This window comes from Pedobacter africanus (assembly GCF_040548825.1).
In the GTDB taxonomy this organism is placed as follows: domain Bacteria; phylum Bacteroidota; class Bacteroidia; order Sphingobacteriales; family Sphingobacteriaceae; genus Pedobacter; species Pedobacter africanus_A.
On sequence record NZ_JBEPSL010000003.1, the window covers coordinates 456,978 to 480,284 of the forward strand.

General features: G+C 40.4%; 18 protein-coding genes, 1 tRNA gene and 1 pseudogene. 18 read left to right on the plus strand and 2 right to left on the minus strand.

Annotated features, from left to right (window positions below):
• Positions 1–29: 29 nt before the first annotated feature.
• From ABIE26_RS17660 to ABIE26_RS17675, 4 genes are all read left to right on the plus strand, one after another.
• On the plus strand, positions 30–2,576 hold the full coding sequence (locus ABIE26_RS17660) for an FtsK/SpoIIIE family DNA translocase (protein ID WP_310144345.1): 2,547 nt from the start codon (positions 30–32) through the stop codon (positions 2,574–2,576).
• Positions 2,577–2,595: 19 nt separating this feature from the next.
• A complete protein-coding gene (locus ABIE26_RS17665; RefSeq protein ID WP_310144348.1) occupies positions 2,596–3,246 on the plus strand; it encodes a LolA family protein in 651 nt (216 codons plus the stop codon).
• A 39-nt stretch (positions 3,247–3,285) separates the two neighbouring features.
• Complete coding sequence (locus tag ABIE26_RS17670; protein ID WP_310144351.1) at positions 3,286–4,050, plus strand: MBL fold metallo-hydrolase; 765 nt, start codon at positions 3,286–3,288, stop codon at positions 4,048–4,050.
• A 21-nt stretch (positions 4,051–4,071) separates the two neighbouring features.
• Positions 4,072–4,155: transfer RNA gene (locus ABIE26_RS17675), tRNA-Leu, on the plus strand.
• Positions 4,156–4,915: 760 nt separating this feature from the next.
• Here ABIE26_RS17675 and ABIE26_RS17680 read toward each other — a convergent pair.
• Positions 4,916–5,704: pseudogene (locus ABIE26_RS17680) on the minus strand (recombinase family protein); the annotation flags it as partial.
• Positions 5,705–5,742: 38 nt separating this feature from the next.
• Positions 5,743–5,958 (minus strand): hypothetical protein, encoded by a 216-nt coding sequence (locus ABIE26_RS17685; RefSeq protein ID WP_354376183.1) that lies wholly within the window; start codon positions 5,956–5,958, stop codon positions 5,743–5,745.
• Positions 5,959–6,114: 156 nt separating this feature from the next.
• Between ABIE26_RS17685 and ABIE26_RS17690 the strand changes: the two genes are divergently transcribed.
• The 14 genes from ABIE26_RS17690 to ABIE26_RS17755 all read left to right on the plus strand — a co-directional run bounded on the left by ABIE26_RS17690 (position 6,115) and on the right by ABIE26_RS17755 (position 23,086).
• A complete protein-coding gene (locus ABIE26_RS17690) occupies positions 6,115–6,336 on the plus strand; it encodes a hypothetical protein (protein ID WP_354376184.1) in 222 nt (73 codons plus the stop codon).
• A gap of 203 nt (positions 6,337–6,539) precedes the next feature.
• The gene (locus tag ABIE26_RS17695) at positions 6,540–6,947 is read left to right on the plus strand and encodes a mobilization protein (RefSeq protein ID WP_354376185.1); all 408 of its coding nucleotides are present in this window, start codon (positions 6,540–6,542) and stop codon (positions 6,945–6,947) included.
• Positions 6,932–8,200 carry a relaxase/mobilization nuclease domain-containing protein gene (locus ABIE26_RS17700; protein WP_354376186.1) on the plus strand — a complete coding sequence of 423 codons (1,269 nt, stop codon included), beginning with the start codon at positions 6,932–6,934 and terminating at the stop codon, positions 8,198–8,200. Before ABIE26_RS17695 ends, ABIE26_RS17700 begins: the two co-directional genes overlap by 16 nt.
• A gap of 19 nt (positions 8,201–8,219) precedes the next feature.
• A complete protein-coding gene (gene mobC / locus ABIE26_RS17705) occupies positions 8,220–10,364 on the plus strand; it encodes a conjugal transfer protein MobC (RefSeq protein WP_354376187.1) in 2,145 nt (714 codons plus the stop codon).
• Positions 10,365–10,491: 127 nt separating this feature from the next.
• A complete protein-coding gene (locus ABIE26_RS17710) occupies positions 10,492–11,070 on the plus strand; it encodes an RNA polymerase sigma factor (protein WP_354376188.1) in 579 nt (192 codons plus the stop codon).
• A gap of 123 nt (positions 11,071–11,193) precedes the next feature.
• Positions 11,194–12,324: a FecR family protein gene (locus ABIE26_RS17715; protein WP_354376189.1), complete on the plus strand. Its 1,131-nt coding sequence runs from the start codon at positions 11,194–11,196 to the stop codon at positions 12,322–12,324.
• Between the two features lie 274 nt (positions 12,325–12,598).
• Positions 12,599–16,099: a SusC/RagA family TonB-linked outer membrane protein gene (locus ABIE26_RS17720; protein ID WP_354376190.1), complete on the plus strand. Its 3,501-nt coding sequence runs from the start codon at positions 12,599–12,601 to the stop codon at positions 16,097–16,099.
• Between the two features lie 10 nt (positions 16,100–16,109).
• A complete protein-coding gene (locus ABIE26_RS17725) occupies positions 16,110–17,504 on the plus strand; it encodes a RagB/SusD family nutrient uptake outer membrane protein (RefSeq protein WP_354376191.1) in 1,395 nt (464 codons plus the stop codon).
• A gap of 40 nt (positions 17,505–17,544) precedes the next feature.
• Positions 17,545–18,855 (plus strand): TlpA family protein disulfide reductase, encoded by a 1,311-nt coding sequence (locus ABIE26_RS17730; protein WP_354376192.1) that lies wholly within the window; start codon positions 17,545–17,547, stop codon positions 18,853–18,855.
• Positions 18,856–18,865: 10 nt separating this feature from the next.
• Complete coding sequence (locus tag ABIE26_RS17735) at positions 18,866–20,023, plus strand: TlpA disulfide reductase family protein (protein ID WP_354376193.1); 1,158 nt, start codon at positions 18,866–18,868, stop codon at positions 20,021–20,023.
• 379 nt (positions 20,024–20,402) lie between these two features.
• A complete protein-coding gene (locus ABIE26_RS17740) occupies positions 20,403–20,903 on the plus strand; it encodes a hypothetical protein (RefSeq protein WP_354376194.1) in 501 nt (166 codons plus the stop codon).
• Between the two features lie 474 nt (positions 20,904–21,377).
• Positions 21,378–21,956, plus strand: a complete 579-nt coding sequence (locus ABIE26_RS17745) for an IS110 family transposase (protein ID WP_354376195.1) — start codon at positions 21,378–21,380, stop codon at positions 21,954–21,956.
• Positions 21,919–22,422, plus strand: coding sequence for a transposase (locus tag ABIE26_RS17750; protein WP_354376196.1), 504 nt, complete (start codon positions 21,919–21,921; stop codon positions 22,420–22,422). The genes ABIE26_RS17745 and ABIE26_RS17750 overlap by 38 nt, the downstream gene beginning before the upstream one ends.
• A gap of 55 nt (positions 22,423–22,477) precedes the next feature.
• A complete protein-coding gene (locus ABIE26_RS17755) occupies positions 22,478–23,086 on the plus strand; it encodes a Crp/Fnr family transcriptional regulator (protein WP_354376197.1) in 609 nt (202 codons plus the stop codon).
• Positions 23,087–23,307 lie beyond the last annotated feature (221 nt).

A 23,307-nucleotide genomic window follows, 5' to 3' on the forward strand; every position in this document is an offset into this window, starting at 1 on the left:
TGTTTTATTATTAATATTAGTAACGAAAGATGTCGGTAAGGGGAAACCAATTTAAGTCCAATTCATTTAAAAATGAGGCAGGAGATAAGCAAAACTCAAGATCATCTGCTACCAGACCGTTCAAGGAAAGAACCGAAATCTTGCCTCGTTTTGACTTTCAGGATGGCAGATTTGTGAAAATTGTAGGATTGCTGTTTGTCATCCTGTCGCTCTATTTCCTTATCGCTTTTACTTCGTACCTGTTCACCTGGCAGGAAGATTATAGTTATGTTATAGATGCAAACGGGGGCTGGGACAATCTTTTTAAAACCTATGAAGAGCTGCAGCAGGTAAACATCCCGCCGGTTGTACAAAACTGGCTGGGCAAAATAGGTGCTTTATTGTCGCACCAGTTTATTTACGAGTGGTTTGGCCTGGCTTCCTTCCTGTTTATTTTTGTCTTTTTTGTAATTGGTTACCGCCTGTTATTTAAGGTAAAAATCTTTGCAATAGAAAAAACACTGGGCTACAGCCTATTTTTTTTATTGTTCATTTCACTTACCTTGGGTTTTGCGCATTCTTTTTTCAGCAATACACCCCATTATATAGAAGGAGAGTTTGGCTACTGGACCAATAAGTTGCTGGTGGCACAGATTGGTGTTGCCGGGGTTGGCGGTTTAATCGCCTTTTTGGCTTTAACCGTGTTGATTATAGCTTATAACATAGATTTTAAGATTCCCGAACGTAAAAAGAAGGAAGCAGCCTTTATACCGGATGTACCTGAAAATGTAGAACTGGAAAGCGAAGTGCGTTCAGAACCGGTAGAGTTTACCCTGAACGATAAATTAGGGAAACAGCGCCGGCAGGAGCAAAATATAGTCATTACCCCATCCAGGCTTGAGGACAAGGAAATTGATGAAGAGGAGGCGCCACCTGTATTTACGCCTGCAGTAAATGTGATGACACCCCCGCCGGTGGTGCTTTCGCCTACACTGGAAACTACGGCGGCCAAGCCGGAACCGGAACTGACCATTGAGAAGACTGAGGAAGATAAAAAGTCGGAAGAGCTGGTAGAACAATTTGGAAACTATGACCCAACGCTCGATCTGTCCAGTTATAAATATCCACACCTTGACTTGCTGGAAAATTATGGCTCCAATAAAATATCTGTAAACGCCGAGGAACTGGAAGCCAATAAGAATAAGATTGTAGAAACCCTAAACCATTACAATATAGAAATTGATAAGATCAAGGCTACCATTGGGCCAACGGTAACGCTGTACGAGATCATTCCGGCACCGGGGGTAAGGATCTCGAAAATCAAAAACCTTGAAGACGATATTGCATTGAGCCTTGCAGCGCTTGGAATCCGTATCATTGCCCCAATGCCGGGTAAAGGAACCATTGGTATAGAGGTGCCCAATATGCATCCCGAAATGGTTTCCATGCGCAGTATACTGGCTACCGAAAAGTTTCAGCAAACTACTATGGACCTGCCTATTGCCATGGGGAAGACCATATCCAATGAGGTTTATATCGGTGATCTTTCTAAAATGCCACACTTGCTGGTGGCGGGAGCAACCGGACAGGGTAAATCTGTGGGTATCAACTCCATCCTGGTGTCGCTGCTTTACAAAAAGCACCCTTCGCAACTTAAGTTTGTGCTGGTAGATCCTAAAAAGGTAGAACTTACGCTGTTTAACAAAATAGAACGACATTTCCTGGCCAAACTACCAGGTGAGGCCGATGCCATCATTACCGATACCAAGAAGGTAATCAATACCTTAAATTCACTGTGTATTGAAATGGACCAGCGTTACGATTTGCTGAAAGATGCACAGGTAAGGAATTTAAGAGAGTACAACGATAAATTTGTTAAGCGCAAGCTGAACCCAAATAATTCACACCGCTTCCTGCCTTATATTGTGCTGATTGTGGATGAGTTTGCGGATCTGATGATGACTGCAGGTAAAGAGGTGGAAACACCTATTGCCCGTTTGGCACAGCTAGCGCGTGCTGTAGGTATCCACCTGGTACTGGCCACGCAGCGCCCTTCGGTAAATATCATTACCGGTACCATAAAAGCGAACTTTCCGGCCAGGCTGGCCTTCAGGGTGCTGTCTAAAATAGACTCCCGTACTATCCTGGATAGCGGTGGTGCCGATCAGCTTATCGGGCGGGGTGACATGCTCCTGTCAACCGGAAACGATCTGATCAGGCTGCAGTGTGCTTTTGTGGATACACCTGAGGTCGACCGGATTTCGGAGTTTATCGGCGCGCAAAGAGGTTATCCCGAAGCTTATCAGCTGCCTGAATACATCGATGAAGCAGCAGAAAATGCCAAGGCTGATTTTGATTTAAGCGAGCGTGACTCCATGTTTGAAGATGCAGCGCGGTTAATTGTGATGCACCAGCAGGGGTCCACATCTTTGATCCAGAGAAAACTAAAGCTGGGCTACAACCGCGCAGGCAGGATCATCGACCAATTGGAAGCCGCAGGTGTAGTTGGTCCGTTTGAAGGCAGTAAAGCCCGTGAGGTCCTGATTCCGGACGATTATGCTTTGGAACAGTTCTTGAACGACCTCAACAACGATTAACATTTAACAAGAGAGAGCCATGAAGAAAATTGTGTTGTTGCTGATGCTGGCAACCGGATATATGTGTACTGCTGTTGCGCAAACCGATGCTAAGGCAAAGGCCATTTTGAGCGCGGTAAGTAAAAAGTACCGTTCCTATGATATAGTAAAGGCCGATTTTAGTTTGGTAATTGATGCTAAGCAAAGCAATGTCAATGAAACCCAGCAGGGAACCTTGTATGTAAAGGCCAACGCGAATAAATACAGGGTAAATACCAGCGCGCAGGAGCTGATCAGCGATGGCAAGACGCTTTGGACTTATCTTAAAGAAGAAAAGGAAGTTCAGGTAACTGCAGTCGACAATAGCAGCAATGCCTTAAACCCGGCCAAAATATTCACCCTTTACGAAAAAGGGTATAAGTACCTGTACACCGGCGAGAAGAAGTCGGGTACTAAAGTTTATCAAACTATTGATCTTACACCTTTAAACAGCAATGATCCTTATTTTAAGATCAGGCTAAGTATTGATAAGAATGCTAAACAAATTGCCAGTGCGCTGATTTTTGAAAAGAACGGAAACCAGTATACCTATTATGTTAAAACATTTACAGGCAATGCAAAAGTGCCTGAATCAACCTTTACCTTCGACGGTAAGAAATATCCCGGGGTAGAAGTAGTTGATTTGAGGTAATTTGTTATTTTTGGTCATCATGCTTGCAATACATATATTTTGAAGGTCACATTTTTAGGTACGGGCACGTCGCAGGGAATTCCTGTTATTACCTGCAGCTGCATAGTTTGCCGTTCGGCAGATCATAAGGATAAGCGCCTGCGGGTATCTGTATTGGTTGAAACGGATGATAAGACGATTGTGATAGACAGCGGCCCTGATTTTCGTTACCAGATGCTGCGGGCCGGTGTAAAAGACCTGGATGCCATTGTATTTACCCACGAGCATAAAGACCATGTGGCCGGGCTCGACGATATCCGCCCATTCAATTACCTGTTAAAAAAGAACATTGATATTTACGCTGTTGAACGGGTGCAGCATGCGCTGAGGAGGGAGTTCTCTTATATTTTTGCGGAAGCACATTATCCGGGACTGCCCCAGATAGACCTGCATACCATAAACGATGAAACCTTTTATATAGGAAATACTGCTATAGTGCCGCTGGACATTATGCATTATAAGTTGCCAATACTAGGGTTCAGGATAGGTGATTTTACTTATATCACCGATGCCAAAACCATACCCGATGCTACTGTTGAAAAAATAAAGGGAACACGGGTATTGGTAGTGAACGCTTTACAGAAGGAACAGCACATTTCTCATTTCACACTGGCAGAGGCCATCGAGTTTGCAGAAAAGATTGGCGCAGAGACAACTTATTTCACCCACATCAGCCATAATTTAGGTCTTCACGAGCATGTGGAAAAAGATTTGCCCCCTAATATAAAATTAGCGTACGATGGCTTGACGATATTATCTGAATAAGTATATATTTGCAGAATAAATACCCGGGTGGCGAAATTGGTAGACGCACCAGCTTGAGGGGCTGGCGCTGGCAACGGCGTGGCAGTTCGAATCTGCTCTCGGGTACTTCACCGGAGTTCAAGTTTTTTTCAATCTTGGCTCCGGTTTTTTTATGCCGTAACCTGTTGTTTAACTGATAGATAAGCGAGGCTGCTCGGTTCAATTCCGTAGTTCGATGTACATCTCCATCAAATACCCATTTTCCCGAAAACATTGAACTTACAATATGTCTCTTACCGCTAGTATTGGCGTTAATGTACAGATTTACAATGTTTTCCATGTGTGATAATAGGTCTTTAACCATCGATTCGATGTCAAAGTCATGATTTACACGTTCTTCAATTGCCTTTAAATCAGCTTCATAGTGGATGATCTTGCGCTGAGAATCTTCTTTTATCTCGTTATATTCGACTTCACTGATGGTTTCGGTCAGTAAATATTCCCTTGACTTATTTACACGCTGATGCTGCTGGAAAATCAAGTTCGATATCTCTCTGCGTTCGTTCTTAATATAGGCCGATTCATCACTAAAGGTGTCCAGCACGATCATTCTAAAAATTTCGGGAATGCCTACCCTTGGCACAAATTTTCTAAGCTCATTTTCAAAGAGCCGGTGGGTTACCTCTACTCTGAAACGTTGCCTGCATTTCACCTGGCAGTGGTAATAGTAATAACGTTGACGACAGCCCAGTGATCCGCTTCCGGTCAATGTCTTTCCACATACCGCGCAAGTCATAAAGCCCCTCAATGGAAATTCGTCAGGAGTGACCACTTTCAGACCGTGTACTGTACGCTCTACCTGCTTAATGCTCCTGAGTTCCAGTACGTCCTGCACTTTGTAAAATAGACTTTCTGAAATCAGTGCTTCATGGGCTCCCTTTACTGTGTATTCCTCTTCGTCTTTAAATTTTGGAACCACAATTCTTCCACAATAGACAGGGTTTCGGAGACATTGCCAAAACCCACAACGTCCGATTTTTAATCCTTTTTCCTTGGCCATCATCCAAATGTGCTCGGTCGCAAATACGTTTTCAGCGATTTGCTCAAAACACCATTTCATCAGCGAGGCATCAGGTTCAACCAGGCCGATGTACTTTCTGCCGTCCTCGGTAATTTTGTTCTTGTACCCGTGAAGTGCCTTGCCCATCCAGCGGCCTTCTTTTCTAGCCCTACGCATTCCATAGATCACATTAAGTGCCCTTCGATCGTTTTCCACCTCTGGCATGGATAAATAAACGGCCAGGATCGTTTTACTCTCGGGAATTGCAAAATCCAGTGGCTGTTCAATGGCTACAGGTTCGACCTCATACTCCCTCAGTAACCTGATCATATGATAGGCATCAGCGGTATTACGGCTAAACCTGTCCCATTTGGTGAAAAGGATCTGATCGAAACAGCGGCCTTTTGTTTTTTGCAGTTCGCTAATAATTTTTGCCCATTCCGGGCGGCCAAATGTTTTTGCAGAATAATCCTCGAATATGATTCGGACTACATCGATCCCTTTCTGGTTACAATAAATTTGCAGGCGTTCAGCCTGATCTCTTTGGGAAAATCCCTTGTCTGCCTGTTCATCGGTACTTACCCTGATGTAAAGGCATGCTTTTGTTGTGTTCATGTGCTTTTGTTTTTTGTCATTTGCAATAAATTAATGGATTACCTATACAGGTTGCGCGGGGTCATCCTTTTTGGACTTGGTTTCGTAGAACCTCCGTTTTTGACCTGTTCAAGTGATAATTTAGCAAATTTATAGCTGAGTTCCAAAATTAGTTCGGCCTCCGCTAGCGTTATTTTACGGTCGTATTTTTCCAATACCGCCACCACTTTTTCCGGTCTGATGTTTCTTTTTTTACCAGGTTCTTTCTGTCTCATCGCTCTTGTTTTGACTACAAACATGAGGGTCAAGTAGCGGCCAAACTCTACAGGGGTGAGAAATAAACCCAGGCGGAATTATCGAAATAACTTTTTGTCACCCCTGTAGATGTGCAGCATTTTCGTTCTGACAACTTTGCTGGACAAATCCTAAAAATGATGAAACAGGAAGTTTTAGAAGTGCTCGAAGTGCGCAATGCAAAGACCAGGAAGATCGGTACACCCGATGTCAAGAGCCGGAAATACAACGGGTCGCCAAATCTCAAATTGAAGATGGTAAAAACAGAACCGCGGCAAAAGATCCGGCAATTGCTAAGGGCTTGTATTCCGCTGGATGAGTTGAAACAACTTGGTAAAGTGGCGCAATCAAACAGCTGATTGAACAAACAGTCTATTTCTTCCATTCAAGGACCGATCATTTCACTATTAAACCGAAGTTTATGAACTATTGGATAAGCAGCTTTTTGGGCAAACGCGGGTTCGCAGCAAGATGGATTTTTGTATACAAAAACCTCTTGCTGCCCTTGCGGTCAGTGGTCATACTCGGAACTCGTATGCCCTTAAATTTCAGCTAAGCGAAGATGTCAAGACCCCGTTATACAGATGAAGAAACCCTGCTGAATCACCCGATTATTATCCGGGTGAACAAGGCTACTTTTCAGCGACTGGAAAAGCTGGCCGAAGACAGTGATTGCCGGAGTATTGGAGAAGTAGCCAGGAAGATACTGAGCCAGGAGCGCATTACCCTTTTTCACAAAGATGCTTCGCTGAACGGCCCGATGGAAGAACTGGCCTTGATACGAAAAGAACTGAAAGCCATCGGCATCAACATCAATCAGCAGACACATCACTTCCACGTCAGTGAGAGCCCGGCCGAGCGGTCATTTTACGTGACCCGCACGGCTGCGCTGTATAAGGATGTCGATGGCAGAGTAAGCCGGTTATTGGTAATCGTGGGAAAATTAGCAGATCTATGGTTGCAAAAATAGAAAGCGGCAAAAGTATTAGGGGCATTCTGCATTACAATGAGGATAAGGTAGAACTGGGCGAGGCTGCACTGATCCTGGCCAGTGGCTTTGCAGGGGATATTGAAAAGATGAGCTTGATGCAAAAACTCAATCGTTTCAAACACCTCATTGAGCTGAATGCAAAAGTGAAGACCAATGCACTGCATCTCACTTTAAATTTTGATGCCTCCGATAAACTGGATAACAGCAAACTGCAACAGATAGCGGCGGAATATATGGAGCGTATCGGTTTTGGCGATCAGCCATTTTTGGTCTACAGGCACCTTGATGCAAACCACCCACATATCCATATTGCCACAACCAATATCCAAAAAGATGGTGAACGAATCGATATTCACGGCATTGGCTACCGGCTTTCAGAACCCGTCAGGAAGGATATGGAAAAAAAATATGGCCTGGTTCAGGCGGAAGGCCGGGAATTGAAACATGGGCAAAGTATCATGCCTGCTATTTATGGCGAAAAGCCCACTAAACAGGTCATCAGCAATACAGTCACTGGGGTAATGCGCCAATACAGCTATACCTCGTTTGCCGAATACAAGGCCATATTGGAGCAATTCAATATCAAGGCCGATCGTGGCGCAGAACATACCCGGATGTTTCAGAAAAGAGGGCTGTTATATTCCATACTGGATGGTAAAGGCGAGCCGGTAGGCATTCCAGTAAAAGCCAGCAGCATATATTGTAAACCGACAATGGACGAATTGGAAAAGCGTTTTGAGCGTAATAAAGAGAAACGAAAGCCCTTTAAAGCGGAACTGAAAAACGAACTGGATAAGCTGTTCTTTAAGTTTGGGAACCTCAGTCAGGGAACCCTTGAAAAAGAACTGCGAACGAACAGCATCGATGTTGTGTTCCGCAAAAATGATCAGGGGCAGATATACGGCGTTACCTATATAGACCACCGTAACAAGACCATATTCAACGGGAGTGATCTTGGTAAGGCGTACAGTGCAAAGGCGATGTCAGAAAGGTTTGAAAAAGCTGCATTGCACATGCAAAATGTATCCGCCGCACCAAAACAACCGGCACATCAAATACCGAATCAGCAGGAGCATCAACCCAAAACCTATCTAAAAACATCTGCTATAACAAACTTCCTGGACATTGCTTTGGCCCGGACAGAAGAGGAAAGCGGCGTAAAATTACCCAAACCTAAAAAGAAACGCAGAAAAGGGCTGGTGATCGAGCAGGATCAGCAACTCACATTATAAACCATTAATCACTTATACCATGAACACTGGTGAAGATTCACAAGGCTTACGCAAGATCATCGATTTTAGCAGGCTGATCAGTATTTTTATTCTAGCCGTACATTTCTATTTAACCTGCTATGGCGCATTTCAACATTGGGGTTTAACGGCCGGTATTACAGATCGCATCAGCAGTAATCTGGCGAAGGTCGGCTGGCTGGCCGGAATATTCAAACCCAAATTAGCGGCACTCATCTTCTTAATGGTGTCCTTGTTGGGGGCTAAAGGCAAAAAGGATGAAAAAGCAAATCGTAAAAGCATTATCGCTTATCTGTTGAGCGGATTGCTGGTATACGGCCTGTCCTTTCTGGCCCTCTACCTGCATGGCGCCTACAGCATACTGGCGAGCCTGTATATCGGATTAACGACAATGGCTTATTTACTGGTTCTTACCGGCGGCACCAGGTTATCCAGGCTGATCCACTTAAATTTGAAAAAGGATATTTTTAACACCGAAAATGAGACGTTTCCGCAGGAGGAACGGCTGCTGGAAAATGAATATTCCATTAACCTGCCTGCTAAATATCACCATAAGGGAAAAATAAAAGACAGTTGGGTCAATGTGATCAATCCGTTCAGGGGTTTATTGGTAGCTGGGACACCGGGTGCAGGTAAATCTTATTTTGTGATCCGGCACATCATTGACCAGCATTTGAAGAAAGGTTTTTCGATGTTCCTGTATGACTTTAAGTACGACGATTTGACTAGGCTGGCGTATAACAAGCTGATCAAATATCAGCACAACTATCAGATCAAGCCGAAATTCTTTGTGATCAATCCTGACAATCCGAGTTACACGCACCGCTGTAATCCTTTGTACCCGGAGAGTATGGACGACATTACTGATGCGATTGAATCTGCCCGCACGATTATGCTGGGACTGAACCGCGAATGGATCAAAAAGCAGGGCGATTTTTTCGTGGAATCTCCGGTTAACTTTTTAACAGCTATCATATGGTATTTAAAAAAGTACCAGGGTGGCAGGTATTGTACCTTGCCGCATGTGATCGAGCTGATGCAGGCTGAATACGATCATTTATTTGCGATATTGGAACGGGAGCAGGAAATCAGGGCTTTGATCAATCCTTTTATCTCCGCCTGGCAGAACAATGCCAAGGCACAATTGGAGGGGCAGATCGCCAGTGCAAAGATCGGACTGGCGAGATTGGCCTCCCCGCAATTGTATTGGGTATTAAACGGCAATGATTTTACGCTGGACGTGAATAATCCGAACGAACCCAAGGTCATCTGTGTGGGTAACAACCCGCAGAAGCTGCAAACTTATGGCGCGGTATTGTCGCTTTATATTTCCCGGATGATTAAACTGGTGAACCGGAAAGGGCAACTGAAAAGCAGTTTGATCTTTGATGAATTCCCAACCATATTTTTTAACAATATGGATAGCCTGATTGCAACAGCGAGAAGCAATAAAGTCAGCACCACATTGGCAGTGCAGGACTTCAGCCAACTGAGAAAAGATTATGGCAAGGAACAGGCTGATGTGATTACGGGAATCGTCGGTAATGTGATCTCCGGCCAGGTAACGGGTGATACCGCTAAAAGACTGAGTGAGAATTTTGGAAAGATCATGCAGGACCGGCAAAGTACGAGCATCAACAGTTCAGATACCTCGGTTTCTAAATCCACACAACTGGATTTTGCCATTCCTGCTGCCAAGATCGCTTCCTTATCTTCGGGGGAATTTGTCGGTTTTGTGGCAGATAATCCCGATCAGAAGATCAGCTTAAAAATGTTTCATGCGGAGGTGCAGAATGACCATGGGGCGATTAAAGCAGAAGAGGATAGTTATGTAGATCTGCCGATGATTGCAAAAGTGACACCGGAAGATGTGCAGGCCAATTACGATAAGATCAAAAAGCAGGTATTGGAATTAGTGGCTGCTGAACTGGAAAAGCTGGTTAAAACGGAAAAAGCTGTTGAGGAAGTGAAGGGAACGAAAGAACCTGACAGCGGTGGTACACGGACTGAACAATTGCAGCAAGAGCCTGAACAGGAAAGCAGGAAGAAGCGCAGGCGGGGTGGGTCGCCTAAACAAAGGTCGTCGGTTTGTAAACAGAAAGATTTGCGACAGGATAATGAGCAGCAACAGGCTGTTTCCATGTGATCTTTATCTTATTTTCTATCCAGGGAGGTTGGTAAAACGTTTTTAGTGATTCCCCATGATTGCGCCCTGCATTTATGTGCCAAATAATTTTTACATTGGCAGCCGATTTTAGTATATTGTATAGGCGATGAACGATTATAATAAATACAGTGATGCTGAACTGGCCGGTCTTTTCCGGACTGGTGATGATGCTGCATTTAAAGAAATTTATAATCGGTATAGCCAGCTGTTATATTTGTACGCATTAAAGCGGCTTCACAACAAAGAAGATTCTACTGATATTGTACACGACATTTTTGCTGCTTTATTGAGTAACAGGCAGAAATTTATCTTAAGTACTACGCTTTCCGGATTTTTATATAAATCAGTACTGAACAAGATATTTGATATTTACAGGCATAAAGATGTGATTAAGCAATATGTTGATTCAGGGCATCATTATATTGATATCGACAGCACCGAAACAGATTATCTGATCAGAGAGAAAGAAATTACCGCTTTGATTGATAAGGAGATTGCGGCGATGCCGCCTAAGATGAAAGAAATTTATCAGCTGAAAACTGAGGGGAATTTAAGTGTTAAAGATATTGCCAGCCAGCTTGGGCTCTCTGAACATACGGTTTCGACCCAGATTAAGCGGGCAATGAAACATCTGAAAACTAATCTTGGGGTATTCATTTATGTGATCTACATCCTGAAGCCTTAAGAATAATTTAAAAATTATTTCGCTGTAATACAGTTGGTTATATTTTATTTTTTTTGTCTTGTACCCGATTGGTAATGATCGGACGACTTTGTTTCTGATTAGCCAAATCATTAATCAGTGTATATGCAAAGGATAGATATCAAAGAGGTATTGGAAAGGGTTCGCACCGGGAATTATTCCTCCGAGGATGAAGCTGTTGCCAAATATTGGATACATCAGTCACATCAGAATGATGAGGTATTGCTTTCTAAAGAAGAATGGCTGGAGGTAAAGCATAAAATCTGGGCTGATCTGGAAACTATTCAAACGATAAAACAACCAGTTGTTAAACGTTTATGGCCAAGAATTGTGGCTGCCGCTGCGGTGGCATTGGTGGTATTTGGTGCTGGCTTATTTTATTTTGGTGGAGGCAACCGATTAAATCCGGATAAAATCGCTTATAAAAATGATGTGGCGCCCGGAAAGCAAGGAGCTACCTTGACTTTGGCTTCTGGTAAAAAAATCAGATTGTCTGATGCCTCAAACGGGGAGTTAGCCAATGAAGCGGGCATCAGTATCAATAAAACAGTAGATGGACAGCTGGTCTATGAAATCAAAGGATCAGAGGCTGATCCAAATAAAATCAACACTTTATCTACGGCTAACGGAGAAACTTACAAGGTGCGTTTGCCAGACGGCTCTATGGTATATTTAAACGCTGCTTCAAGTTTGACTTATCCTGCCAGCCTAAATGAACGTGGGTTGCGTAGGGTAAGGCTTGACGGTGAGGCATTTTTTCAGGTTGCCAAAGACAAAGCCCATCCATTCATAGTCCAAACCAAGAATCAGGAAATTAAAGTATTGGGTACTGAATTTAATGTCAATAGTTATAAGGATGAGGCAGTTGTTGCCACTACATTGATCGAAGGTTCGGTTCAGGTGGTATCTGGAAAACATCAGCAAGTGATTAAACCAGGTGAGCAGCTGGTCAACAATGGGACTGATCTGAATGTAGCTAAAGCGAACATGGAGAATATTACAGACTGGAAAGATGGGGATTTTTACTTTGAGCGGGTCGATTTCCGATTGGCAATGCGAAAGATAGCCCGCTGGTATGATGTCGAGGTCATTTATGATGAATCTGTTCCTGATGATATCCGTTCAGGAGGTTGGATTTCTCGTAACAATAAGTTATCCGCTGTTCTGAAATCGATAGAGAAATCCGGGCAAGTACAGTTTAAGATAGAAGGTAAAAAAATATACGTAACAAAATAAAAAATCATCACCCTATGACAGAATCAACAATTATAAATCTAAACAATAAAAAGATGAAATTTTTTCGACGGCAGAATTAAGAATATGAGCAAACCAGAAGTGCGGACACCCCTGGTTTGTGTTTGGAACAGTGTATAAACAATAAAGTGTCAACAGCAGGATGTCCAAAGTTTTCGAAGACACGGGACAAACTGCACAGAACCAAACGATACAAATGTACGATATTATATCACCATTTGGTAGGCTTCGGCTATATCATAAAATTGTGCTAATTATGCGACTAACCACCGTTATATTAATAGCATCCCTAATGCAGGTGAGTGCAGCGACCTTTGGTCAACGCATTACACTGAACAAAACCAATGCGCCATTATCGGGCGTGCTCAAAGAGATCAGGAAGCAGAGCGGTTTTGATTTTTACTACGACGATAAGACTATTCCTGAAAGTCAGAAAATCAATATTTCAGTAACTAACGCTACGCTCAATGAGGCTTTAAATATCGCCTTTAAAGGTTTAAAACTTAAGTACGAAATTGAAGGTACAATTGTATCCATTAGCAAAGATGAACCCTCATTATTAGATAAGCTCAGTTCCGCGGTTTCGAATATCATGAGAGATTTAACGGTGAAAGGGAGGGTGACTGATGAACAGGGGAAGCCGCTCCCAAACGCTTCTATCCGGGTAAAAGGGAAAAATGCTGTTACGAATACTGATGAGAATGGGATGTTTGAAATTAAAGCTGTAGCCGAAGATGCGGTATTGCAAGTGAGTTATGTAGGGTATAAAACATTGGAAATTCCGGTAAAAGGGGCGGTGATGCCTTTGGAGATTAAGTTGAATCTGGCTACTGGTGAGCTGGAAGAGGTGAAGGTGGAGTATAGTACAGGTTATCAACAGTTAAATAAAGAACGTGCTACTGGTTCATTTGCATATATTGATAATAAGCTATTCAACAGATCGGTCGGTGCCAACGTTTTGGACAGAATTTTAAATGTAACAAGTGGATTACTCTTAACACAAGTTCAAAATGCGACTAAGAATTCCCTTGGTATACAAATTCGAGGTGTAAGCACCATAAATGCAAACCAAACTCCATTAGTGGTCGTAGATAATTTTATTTACGAAGGGAATGTTAATGATTTAAATCCCAATGATGTTGAATCAGTAACCGTATTAAAGGATGCGGCAGCCGCAAGTATCTGGGGAGTGCGTGCTGGCAATGGGGTAATTGTAATTACGACTAAAAAAGGAAAACTAAGTCAGTCCACCTCCATTGGTTTTAATACTAACCTAACCATTGGGCAAAAGCCAGATCTTTCTTATATTCCTTCCATACCTTCTAAAGATATTGTAGCTTTTGAGAAACAGCGTTTTGCAGATAGTTTGTACAATGATTACGATGATGTATATCCTAGTTATCCATATCTACCCGCAATTCCAATGGTTGCAGAAATACTTTTAGCTGCAAGGAGAGCTGGTATTGCAGATCCACTAAGTGACCTTGGTGTCAAAGCACAATTAGCCTTATATGAAAATCACGATGTCCGAGATGACATTAAAAAATACATGCTGCAAAATAGCATTAGCCAACAGTATGCCTTGAATGTATCTGGAGGGGGTAGTAATTACAGGTATTATAGCTCTGTTGGTTATGACAAAAGTAAACCTAATGATATCGGTAAAACAAGCGATAGATTAACGCTTAGGTTTAATAACTTATGGACCCCCTTAAGGAACTTAGATTTAATTGCAAAAATTGTATGGGGTCAGTCCAATGAAAAAAGTACTAGTAAAATAGATTTAAATACCATTTTACAATCGCCCTATACCCGATTGGTAGATGAAAGTGGTGGTCCGGCTGCAATTCCGTATCAATATCGATTAAATTATGTAGATACGGTTAATGCGCCAAGTTTATTAGACTGGCATTTCCGTCCTCTAGACGAAATGAAAAATGGAAATAACCTACTAAATAGCAATAATATAACTATAAATACTGGAATAGCATATATCATTGTACCTGGTTTAAAAGCAAGTATTAATTATCAGTGGCAAAAAACTGATTCAGAACATAAGGAAATAGAACGTACATCTCTCTTTAGTACGAGAGACTTGATTAATCAATTTTTAAGGGTTGACCCATTAACTGGCCTGCCAATCTATCCCTATCCTTTAGGGAGTATATTGAATTCGGGATACAACTCAAATACTTCATGGAATTTCAGAGGACAATTGAACTACAATCAGCACTGGAAGAAACATGATTTAATGGTTTTGACAGGTTGGGAAGTTAGACAAAACAGCTCTTATAACACGACAAACGTGCCGTTATTTGGTTTTATTGAAGATACAAATATTGGGCAGTTACCATTATATGGAGACTGGATTACCCGGCCTAGCGGTTCTCAGCAAATCATTGCTCCTAGTATAAACTCACCATTTGAATTTCTTAACAGATTCGGGTCCTATTTTGCAAATGGGGGGTATAGTTACGACAACAAATATGTCATTAATCTGAGTGCCAGATTAGATCAAAGCAATTTTTTTGGTGTGAAAGCTAATGATCGGAAAGTTCCTTTATGGTCTGCAGGGATTATCTGGGATATCTCAAAAGAAGTGTTTTATAAGATAGACTTTTTACCGCAATTAAAAATTCGGGTTACTTACGGTTACAATGGAAATACAAATTCAGGTACTACACCTTTTGCTATCAGCAAATATCGTTCTAGCGATTTAGGATCTAATATAATCTTAGCTCCATTTTCAAACCTAATATCTCCACCTAATCCTCAATTACGATGGGAACGTGTTAAAAATGTAAATGTTGCTTTGGATTTTGGATTAAAAAATGCCCGTGTGACAGGCAGTATAGAATTATATCAAAAAAAAGGACTGGACTTGATAAGTGGCATTTCCGTAGACCCTACAAGTGGATTCTCGACTTACACGGGAAACAATGCTAGTATAAAAGGAAAGGGAATCGATTTTACCCTAAATTCAAGAAATATAGACGGCCAAAGATTTAGATGGAACAGCAGTTTTTTGTGGAATATCAATAAGGAAAATGTAATCTCCTATAATGTAAAACCACCCACTTCTTATGGCTTTTATGTTTATGGTGACGCTATTGTTGTCGGTAAGCCGTTGTCAAGTTTGTATAGTCTGCATTGGGCTGGACTAGATCCCTCGAATGGGGATGCCAGATTGTTTATTAATGGAGAAGTAAAAGAATCTGCTGAGATTGATAATGTACAGCCAGTAGATCTGGTATATCATGGTAGAACATCACCCACTATATTTGGTTCCTTTCGAAACGATTTTAGCTGGAACAATTTTTCCCTATCTGTAAATGTTATTTATAAAATGGGTTATTACTTCAGAAGAGGTTCTTTCAATGGTGATCTTACAAGTAATAGCTCTTTTCCGCATAAAGATTATTTAAATGCATGGAAAAAAACGGGAGATGAAATGTTTACCAATGTACCCGGATACATGGAGCTTTATCCGGATAACCGGTTTAGGGTCTATCAATTTTCAGATATCTTGATCGAAAAAGGAGATCATGTCCGATTGCAGGACATCAGAATCAGTTACGGTTTGAGTAAAAGAGGTTCTAAAAGACGCCCATTTGATAACGCGCAAATTTATTTTTATGCAAATAATCTGGGAATTTTATGGAGAGCTAACAATAAAGGAATTGATCCCGAAGCTTATGCTTCTTTAGCCACACCTACTCCCAGCACATTTTCACTAGGCCTTAATTTTACCTTTTAATATCATTAATATGAAAAATTACAAACATAAAATATCATTGACATTAAAAATCATTGTTTTCTCACTTATTTTATCTAGTTGTCAAAAGGATTGGTTTGATGTAAAATCTGATAAGAGCCTCGCAGTTCCGAAAACCATTGATGAATTTGAATATTTGATGGATAATGTTGCAGTTATGAATTCTAATACCCCAGGACTCGGGGAAATCGGATCGGACGGTCATTATACTCCTGATGCTGGTTTAATTCGACTAGGTAATAACTCAAATGCATTTGACCAGTTTAATGCCTATACATGGTCAAATACCTATGCTTATACAGAAGTGAAGGATTGGAATGAGAGCTATAACAGAGTTTTTATTTGTAATTTAGTTTTGGATGGTTTAGATAAGATTAAATTATCTAATGATGCAGAACAAGTGCATTTAAATAGTGTAAGAGGGAACGCCTTATTTCATCGGGCTATTAATTATTATCAACTCTCGCAGGTGTATATACAGCCCTATAAAGTTGAAACGGCCAAATCCGAATCAGGTCTTCCCTTAAAGGAAGGAGTTGATATTACCGAAACTTCAAAACGATCATCGGTACAGCAAACATACGATCAGATTATTAATGATTTATTTAAGGCCATTGACTTGTTGCCTGTAAGTCCGTCTTTTTTGACTCGAGGTTCCAAAACCAGTGCTTTTGCGTTGCTAGCTCGTATATACTTAAGTATGAGAGATTACGAAAACGCAGGCCGGTACGCCAACATGTGCCTGGATCGTTATTCAAAACTAATGGATTATAACGACATTCCAGAGGCGTCAAGTAATCTAGGTTTATTTAATGTAGAAGTACTATTTCATTCCACTATAGTTAATTGGCCGATCGTTTATGTTCCTTCAGTAATATTTATCGATCCTGATTTTTATCAATCTTATGAAAATGCAGACATGAGGAAAAGCCGATTTTTTAGAATCAACGCAGATGGAATAATAACCTTTAAAGGAATGTATAATAGGAATAGTATTCAATTTAGTGGTATAGCAGTGGATGAGATTTACCTGATCAGGGCAGAGTGCTTTGCAAGAGCAGGTAACGTATCAAGTGCCATGAACGATTTGAATACATTGATGAAAAAAAGATGGAATATAAATGTTCCTTATCCCACATTCACTGCAATAGATCCTAACGATGCTTTGAAACAGATTTTAGAAGAGAGGAAAAAAGAACTATTATTAAGGGGGATTCGATGGTCAGACTTACGACGACTGAACCAGGAAGCAGAATACCAAGTTACATTAACAAGAACAGTGTTAGGGAAGACTTATAAATTAGAGCCAAATAATTTTCGTTATACATTACCCTTACCAAAAGATGTCTTAGACCTTTCCGATATGCAACAAAACCCCGGATGGTAGATTTCTAATATTCAAAAATAAAAAGCTAAAACATACACAAATGAAAACAATGTTTAAAAAGAGCATGTGGCTATGCCTTTGCCTAAATTTATTTATGGTCCATGCAATAATGGCGCAACATCTTTATGGACGTGATGAAAAAAATGCTGATACTGTATGGAGAAAACTTAACTCAGAGTATTATGCTGTTTTTGGTAGTAACGATAGTTCCTGGAAAACCAACGATAAAATAGCAAAAATCGTCTATTGGTCTCGTTTTGAGAAAGCCAGTAATGACTTCCGGGAAAATGGGCTTAAATTTTGGAATAAGTTTCCTAATGACCCGCGTAAATTTGAATGGTTCGAAAGAACACTGGGTGATAGTTGGCTAAATCTGAATTATTGGAAAATTATAGAAGATGGTGTATTGAAATATAAAATAGAACGAACCACGTCTTCTAGCTACGCCGCTGATATCGATTGGGAAAAACTAAAAGCATGGGAAAATGCATACCCAGGCATGAGAAAGGAATATTTTGCATATGTGGAAGGAAAATATAAAAATGGGTCGGGAAGAAGTGGTATCGAAAAGAAAAACAATATTTATGTTAAGGAGGTAGAAGCGTTTTTAAGAATGTCTTACAACACAAAATTTAGAAAGAATAAGAAAATCGATTTAGAGAAATTGAAGCAATTGTTTATTCAGGCAAGCTTAGGAATAAATAAAATTAATTGGAATAAACCTAAAACATGGAAGTATTGGTATTTCTATCTATTACGTCCAATGGATAATGATTTTCTTGCCAATTACAAAGAATATGGCTTGGATGCGAGTGATATGAAAGCTTTTTTCCTCTCTTTTAACGATGTTACTGATAAAGCTATTCAAAACTGGGTAATTCAAAAAAACAGTCTTTTTGCATTAATGGAAGATCCTCTGCAATTAAAATATACCGCAATAGATGGCCAAGAGATCGATCTGGAAAAATTGAGAGGGAAGGTTGTGTTGGTTGATTTTTGGTCTGTATGGTGTACCAGTTGTATAGCAAGGATGCCTGCGATAAAGCAGGTATATGATAAATATAAAAGTAAAGGTTTTGAAGTCGTTTCTGTTTGCTTAAATGATAATGAAAAACTTGAACAAGTAAAAGAAATTGAAAAGAAAATTGGTGCGGATTGGCCAATATTGCTGATCGGTTCATCAAGTAAAGAGAATAGCCTTGGGCAAAAGATTTGGCAGAAATATGGCTTTTTTGGTGTACCTCAATTATTATTGTTAGATAAAAATGGAAAACTTGCCTTGTTGAATGATCGCTTGAGAGATGGAGATTTTGAACCTATTTTAAGGAGATTATTAGCGGAGAAAAAATAATTACACATACATGAAAATCACACAATTAGTAATAATACTGATACTAGGTATTGGTATTACCAGTGCAAATGGACAAAAAAAGGAAACATATATAGTTTCTGGAAAGATTGAAGGCACCCCCGATGGAACTGTGGTCTATTTAATTCATGACAACAATGGTCATGTTGACTCGATGGCTACAAAAATTCAAAACGAAAAGTTTGTTTTTAAAGGTAAGGTTGAAGTTCCTGGTCAATTATATTTTGTAAAAATGGACACATCAACAGTTAAGTTTAAGGACGGAATAGATAGTTACACGACCATAATGTTAGATAACTCGGATATCAGTATAAAAGGACAGCTTTCTAGTTGGCCGGATGTAAAAATAGATGGATCGCCTTCTACATCGGTCTATTGGGATTTTTATAAACGAATCGTTATAGAACCCAGAGATAAGTATAGAAAAATATTTGAAGAAAAATCAAACGATAGTCTGGCAATGCACAAGGCGGAGCGGGAATACCGCGATTTCCTAATTAACTATTTAAACACACATCCGGATATTTATTTTTCACCATTCTTGATTAACAGTAGTCAATTGATGAGTATTGCAGAGAAAAAGGATGCATTCAAAAACCTACCAGTTAATAGTCAAAATAGCTATTATGGAATTCAGCTAAAAAATAATATTGCTACAAAGGCACTAGGTTTAACCGTTTCAATTGGAAAACTGTTGCCTGATTTTTCTGTAAATGATTTGGACGGAAAGCCGGTAAAAGTTAGGACTCTAATAAAACAAGCCAAATACACATTGATTGATTTTTGGGCGTGGTGGTGTACACCCTGCAGAGCTGATATCCCGAATATGAAAAAGGTATATAATGCTTTTCATGATAATGGCTTTAATATTTTAAGTATTTCAACCGATACTAATGTAGAAAAATGGAAAAAAGCAATAAAAGAGGAAAACACACCCTGGATGCATGCTATGGATTATTCGCGGGCAAACAAATTGATTTTTGATATTACAGCAATTCCTGGATATATATTAGTAAATGAAAAAGGAGAGATGATCGCATTTGACATGCCAACAGGTTCACGTGGAAAAAATAGAACGGGAAAGGGCTTAAGGGTAGATTTGTATGAGGTGATTGATGGCTTGTTGGGGAACAAGGATGGCAGTAAATAAGAAAAAAGTATTAATCATACCGAGCTTCGTTATGCTGATAGCGAGCACCCAGGGGCAAATCCTGCAACCAGTAAAATGGAGTTTTACATCTAAGAAAGTTGAAGTAGATATCTACGAACTACACTTTGCAGCTACGATTGACAAAACCTGGAAAACTTATCGGCTATTTTAGCATCGGTGTAATTAGCCTGGTCGCAATGTGTTTATTGATTAGTTAAGATGGTGGTAAATAGTACTTCCGTATGATTAAACAACATTTAAGATAAAGGTGTGGCAGGATAGTATTTACTTAAAAACAATTTGAGCGTTGGATTTTTCGACACCTGCCCACCTTAATTTTAATCAATCATATGAACGACCAGTAATTAAGAATTTGACTATGGATAAATTAATCAAGCTAACGAATAATGCTTTGTTACCTAAAATTGTGTTGCTTGATCTTTTTGAACAGCATGGACGAAGTGTGAAATTTAAAGATGGATTGTCATTGGACTTGTATAAGGATCAGGTGATGATTTCCCTGGATATGAAGGAGGTGGAAGGTGAATACAAGTTCACCATATTAACAGATTACCTGGCCGCTGATCAATTTATTGGCCGGTATGAATTGAAAACTATTGAGGGAATTGAGCAAATTAATAGTGCCGCGGTATGGTTGACATACTTAGCTGGAAATGCTTGTTTATGCATGGAGATTTTTGAGTTGGAAGCGGAGTTTTGTTTTCGATTGGTCAATGGAATTACCATGGTTTATTCCAGGGAGTTGCACTATTACGATGAGGTATACAAAATCCTGAGCATGGTACCGCACTTTGAAAAATACGCGGAAGAGAACAGAGGAAGGTTGGAATTCGCAACCGAGCGTAGATGGAAATGGTAATAAAGATGTGATGAAAGGATAAACAGCGGGGAGCATTAGGTGTCGTTCTAGGATTATGACCTATCCGATGAGATAATCCCTGGCTGTTTTATAAAATAAACAAAGAGCAGGATGCATTGAACATAATAGAAGGTAAAATGACCTAACAATTGAATAAATGGTCTTGCTGCTTTGTGTAAAAGGAATAAACGGCAGGGGGGCTTAGAATACATCTGGAACCGGGGGTTTAAGCAAAGATATAAGTCCTGTCGTTATAAAAAATCAATGCAATGGGTGGTGTAATCGAAGGAGGGATGATCAATACAACAGTTAATAGCGGTTGTATTAGTAGGGTTTCGTGGTTGGAAGACCAAAAATGCGAAGAAATCGCCGCTGCTAATTATTTAAAAATACACCGGTGTGGGACGAATTATTCATGTTTCGTGGTTCTGACTAATGTTATGAAATAATTCCCGTAACCGGATTTTAAAGACAATGCAACAAATTAGACAAAAGAAATATACCTATTTTATTGGGACAGATGTCTCCAGGAATAAACTTGACCATGCCGTCATGCAGGGCAAAACATTACTGTTTCACCGAGAAACTGAAAATACTGCGGAAAGCATACAAGCCTTTATTGCAGAAGTTAAAGCATTGAAAGGCTTTACGATGACCAAGGCAATCTTCGCCATGGAACAAACTGGTATTTACTGTAACCCGATGCTAGGAGTTCTGCAAAAAGTGAGGGCAAATATTGTCATGGATGGTGCGCTTCAGATCAGAAACTCAATGGGTAATATCCGCGGTAAAAATGATAAAATAGACGCGGTGAGAATTGCGGAGTATGCCTATAAATGCCGGGAACATTTACGGTTGTGGGTACCCAAACGCCAGGTTATCCAGCAGCTCGCGACCATCAATGCCTTACGTACACGAGTACTATCCTTACAGGTGGCAATGAATATGCCCCTAAAGGAGCAAGTGAATTTCATGAAAAAAGGCAGACCGTCTGTGCAGCAGAAGCGTAGTTGCGATGAAAGCGGATCTGAAAGACATAGAACAAACTATTGACGAGCTGTTGAAATCCGATGATCAGCTAAAGCGTCTTATGGAAATTGTTACCTCAGTTCCCTGTGTCGGACCAATTACCGCTCTGCAAATTTTACTGTGTACGAATGAGTTCAGGGACATTAGTAATCCCAAGAAGTTTGCCTGCTATTCAGGGGTCGCTCCTTTTGCCAGGGAATCGGGAACGATGAAAAGTAAATCAAAAGTGTCGCATATGGCCAATAAGAAAATGAAAGCATTACTGCATACCTGCGCGGTGTCGGCCATCAGATGGGTGCCGGAGTTGAAAGCTTATTATGAACGTAAGACGGTAATTGAAGGCAAACATAAAATGCTGGTTTTAAATGCTGTGCGGAATAAACTGATTTTACGGGTATTTGCATGTGTAAACCAGGACAGATGCTATGAAATAAAATATGTTCGGCCAATAAGAGAAGAAGTTACAGGGTTGCACTTAACCCATTTTTAATTGCTCAGATATAGAAATCTATTTAAATAAATCAATTCAAATTATAATCTAGCCTATGAATGAATATGATGAATGTGTTAATGAATTATACAAAGACCTTTGCCGGTATAAGCCACAGCCTGTAGAGTTACGTGAATATCTGCGGGACAATATGAGTTGGAAAGATCTCGCTGAGCGGGATTTTTTGTTTAAGAAGAATAAATCGATTACCGAGGCATTATATGTTGGCCGTGGGTTTGTAGCGACCTATGGAAGTAGTGCTGTTGGTGACAATCAGGTATTAAGTATCGCTAAAAAGGGTGCGGTTTTAGCAGATTTTAGTTTTACCAGCCAGGAACCTTCAAATTATGATCTGGTAGGTCTGTCGGGAAGTTATGTGCTGGGAATTAGTTTTGAGCACATGGGGATTATTTATGAGCGGTTTCCAGGCACCCAGGATTTGTCTAGGCTGATTATGGCAGATGCGAATCGTAAAGAAATGGAACGGGTTCGATTACTAAAACGTGATGCGGAAAAAGTGGTGTATGATTTTTACAGGGAATTTCCTGAATTCCTGCCTCCGGGTGGATTGATGATCGATGCAGATATTGCATCCTATCTGATGATTAGCGAAAGTACTTTACGGAATGTTCGTTCGAAATTATTTAGGGATGGATTGTTGTGAGGTTAAAGTGTTAAGAATTAGGTGTTTGCTTTTTTTGATGAGCGGCTCACTTTTTTAGAGGTAGAAGCTCTGTGTTTAATGCCGACTTTTAAAGGAATTAAACTGCTAATGCTATGATGAATAACATATGTAAATTTGCGCCTTTTTACAGGCCGACTGTCTTAGGGAATTACCCGAATGATTCTCTATATTTGCTTAACTATAAAACAAAAAATTACGAC

Bases quoted from the DNA above. Each gene is read 5' to 3' on its own strand.
- ABIE26_RS17720 (WP_354376190.1), top strand. From the start codon at position 12,599: ATGCGACTAACCACCGTTATATTAATAGCATCCCTAATGCAGGTGAGT.
- ABIE26_RS17660 (WP_310144345.1), top strand. From the start codon at position 30: ATGTCGGTAAGGGGAAACCAATTTAAGTCCAATTCATTTAAAAATGAG.
- ABIE26_RS17665 (WP_310144348.1), top strand. From the start codon at position 2,596: ATGAAGAAAATTGTGTTGTTGCTGATGCTGGCAACCGGATATATGTGT.
- mobC (WP_354376187.1), top strand. From the start codon at position 8,220: ATGAACACTGGTGAAGATTCACAAGGCTTACGCAAGATCATCGATTTT.
- ABIE26_RS17715 (WP_354376189.1), top strand. From the start codon at position 11,194: ATGCAAAGGATAGATATCAAAGAGGTATTGGAAAGGGTTCGCACCGGG.
- ABIE26_RS17730 (WP_354376192.1), top strand. From the start codon at position 17,545: ATGAAAACAATGTTTAAAAAGAGCATGTGGCTATGCCTTTGCCTAAAT.
- ABIE26_RS17710 (WP_354376188.1), top strand. From the start codon at position 10,492: ATGAACGATTATAATAAATACAGTGATGCTGAACTGGCCGGTCTTTTC.
- ABIE26_RS17740 (WP_354376194.1), top strand. From the start codon at position 20,403: ATGGATAAATTAATCAAGCTAACGAATAATGCTTTGTTACCTAAAATT.
- ABIE26_RS17735 (WP_354376193.1), top strand. From the start codon at position 18,866: ATGAAAATCACACAATTAGTAATAATACTGATACTAGGTATTGGTATT.
- ABIE26_RS17690 (WP_354376184.1), top strand. From the start codon at position 6,115: ATGATGAAACAGGAAGTTTTAGAAGTGCTCGAAGTGCGCAATGCAAAG.
- ABIE26_RS17685 (WP_354376183.1), bottom strand. From the start codon at position 5,958: ATGAGACAGAAAGAACCTGGTAAAAAAAGAAACATCAGACCGGAAAAA.
- ABIE26_RS17695 (WP_354376185.1), top strand. From the start codon at position 6,540: ATGTCAAGACCCCGTTATACAGATGAAGAAACCCTGCTGAATCACCCG.
- ABIE26_RS17750 (WP_354376196.1), top strand. From the start codon at position 21,919: ATGAAAGCGGATCTGAAAGACATAGAACAAACTATTGACGAGCTGTTG.
- ABIE26_RS17755 (WP_354376197.1), top strand. From the start codon at position 22,478: ATGAATGAATATGATGAATGTGTTAATGAATTATACAAAGACCTTTGC.
- ABIE26_RS17700 (WP_354376186.1), top strand. From the start codon at position 6,932: ATGGTTGCAAAAATAGAAAGCGGCAAAAGTATTAGGGGCATTCTGCAT.
- ABIE26_RS17745 (WP_354376195.1), top strand. From the start codon at position 21,378: ATGCAACAAATTAGACAAAAGAAATATACCTATTTTATTGGGACAGAT.
- ABIE26_RS17725 (WP_354376191.1), top strand. From the start codon at position 16,110: ATGAAAAATTACAAACATAAAATATCATTGACATTAAAAATCATTGTT.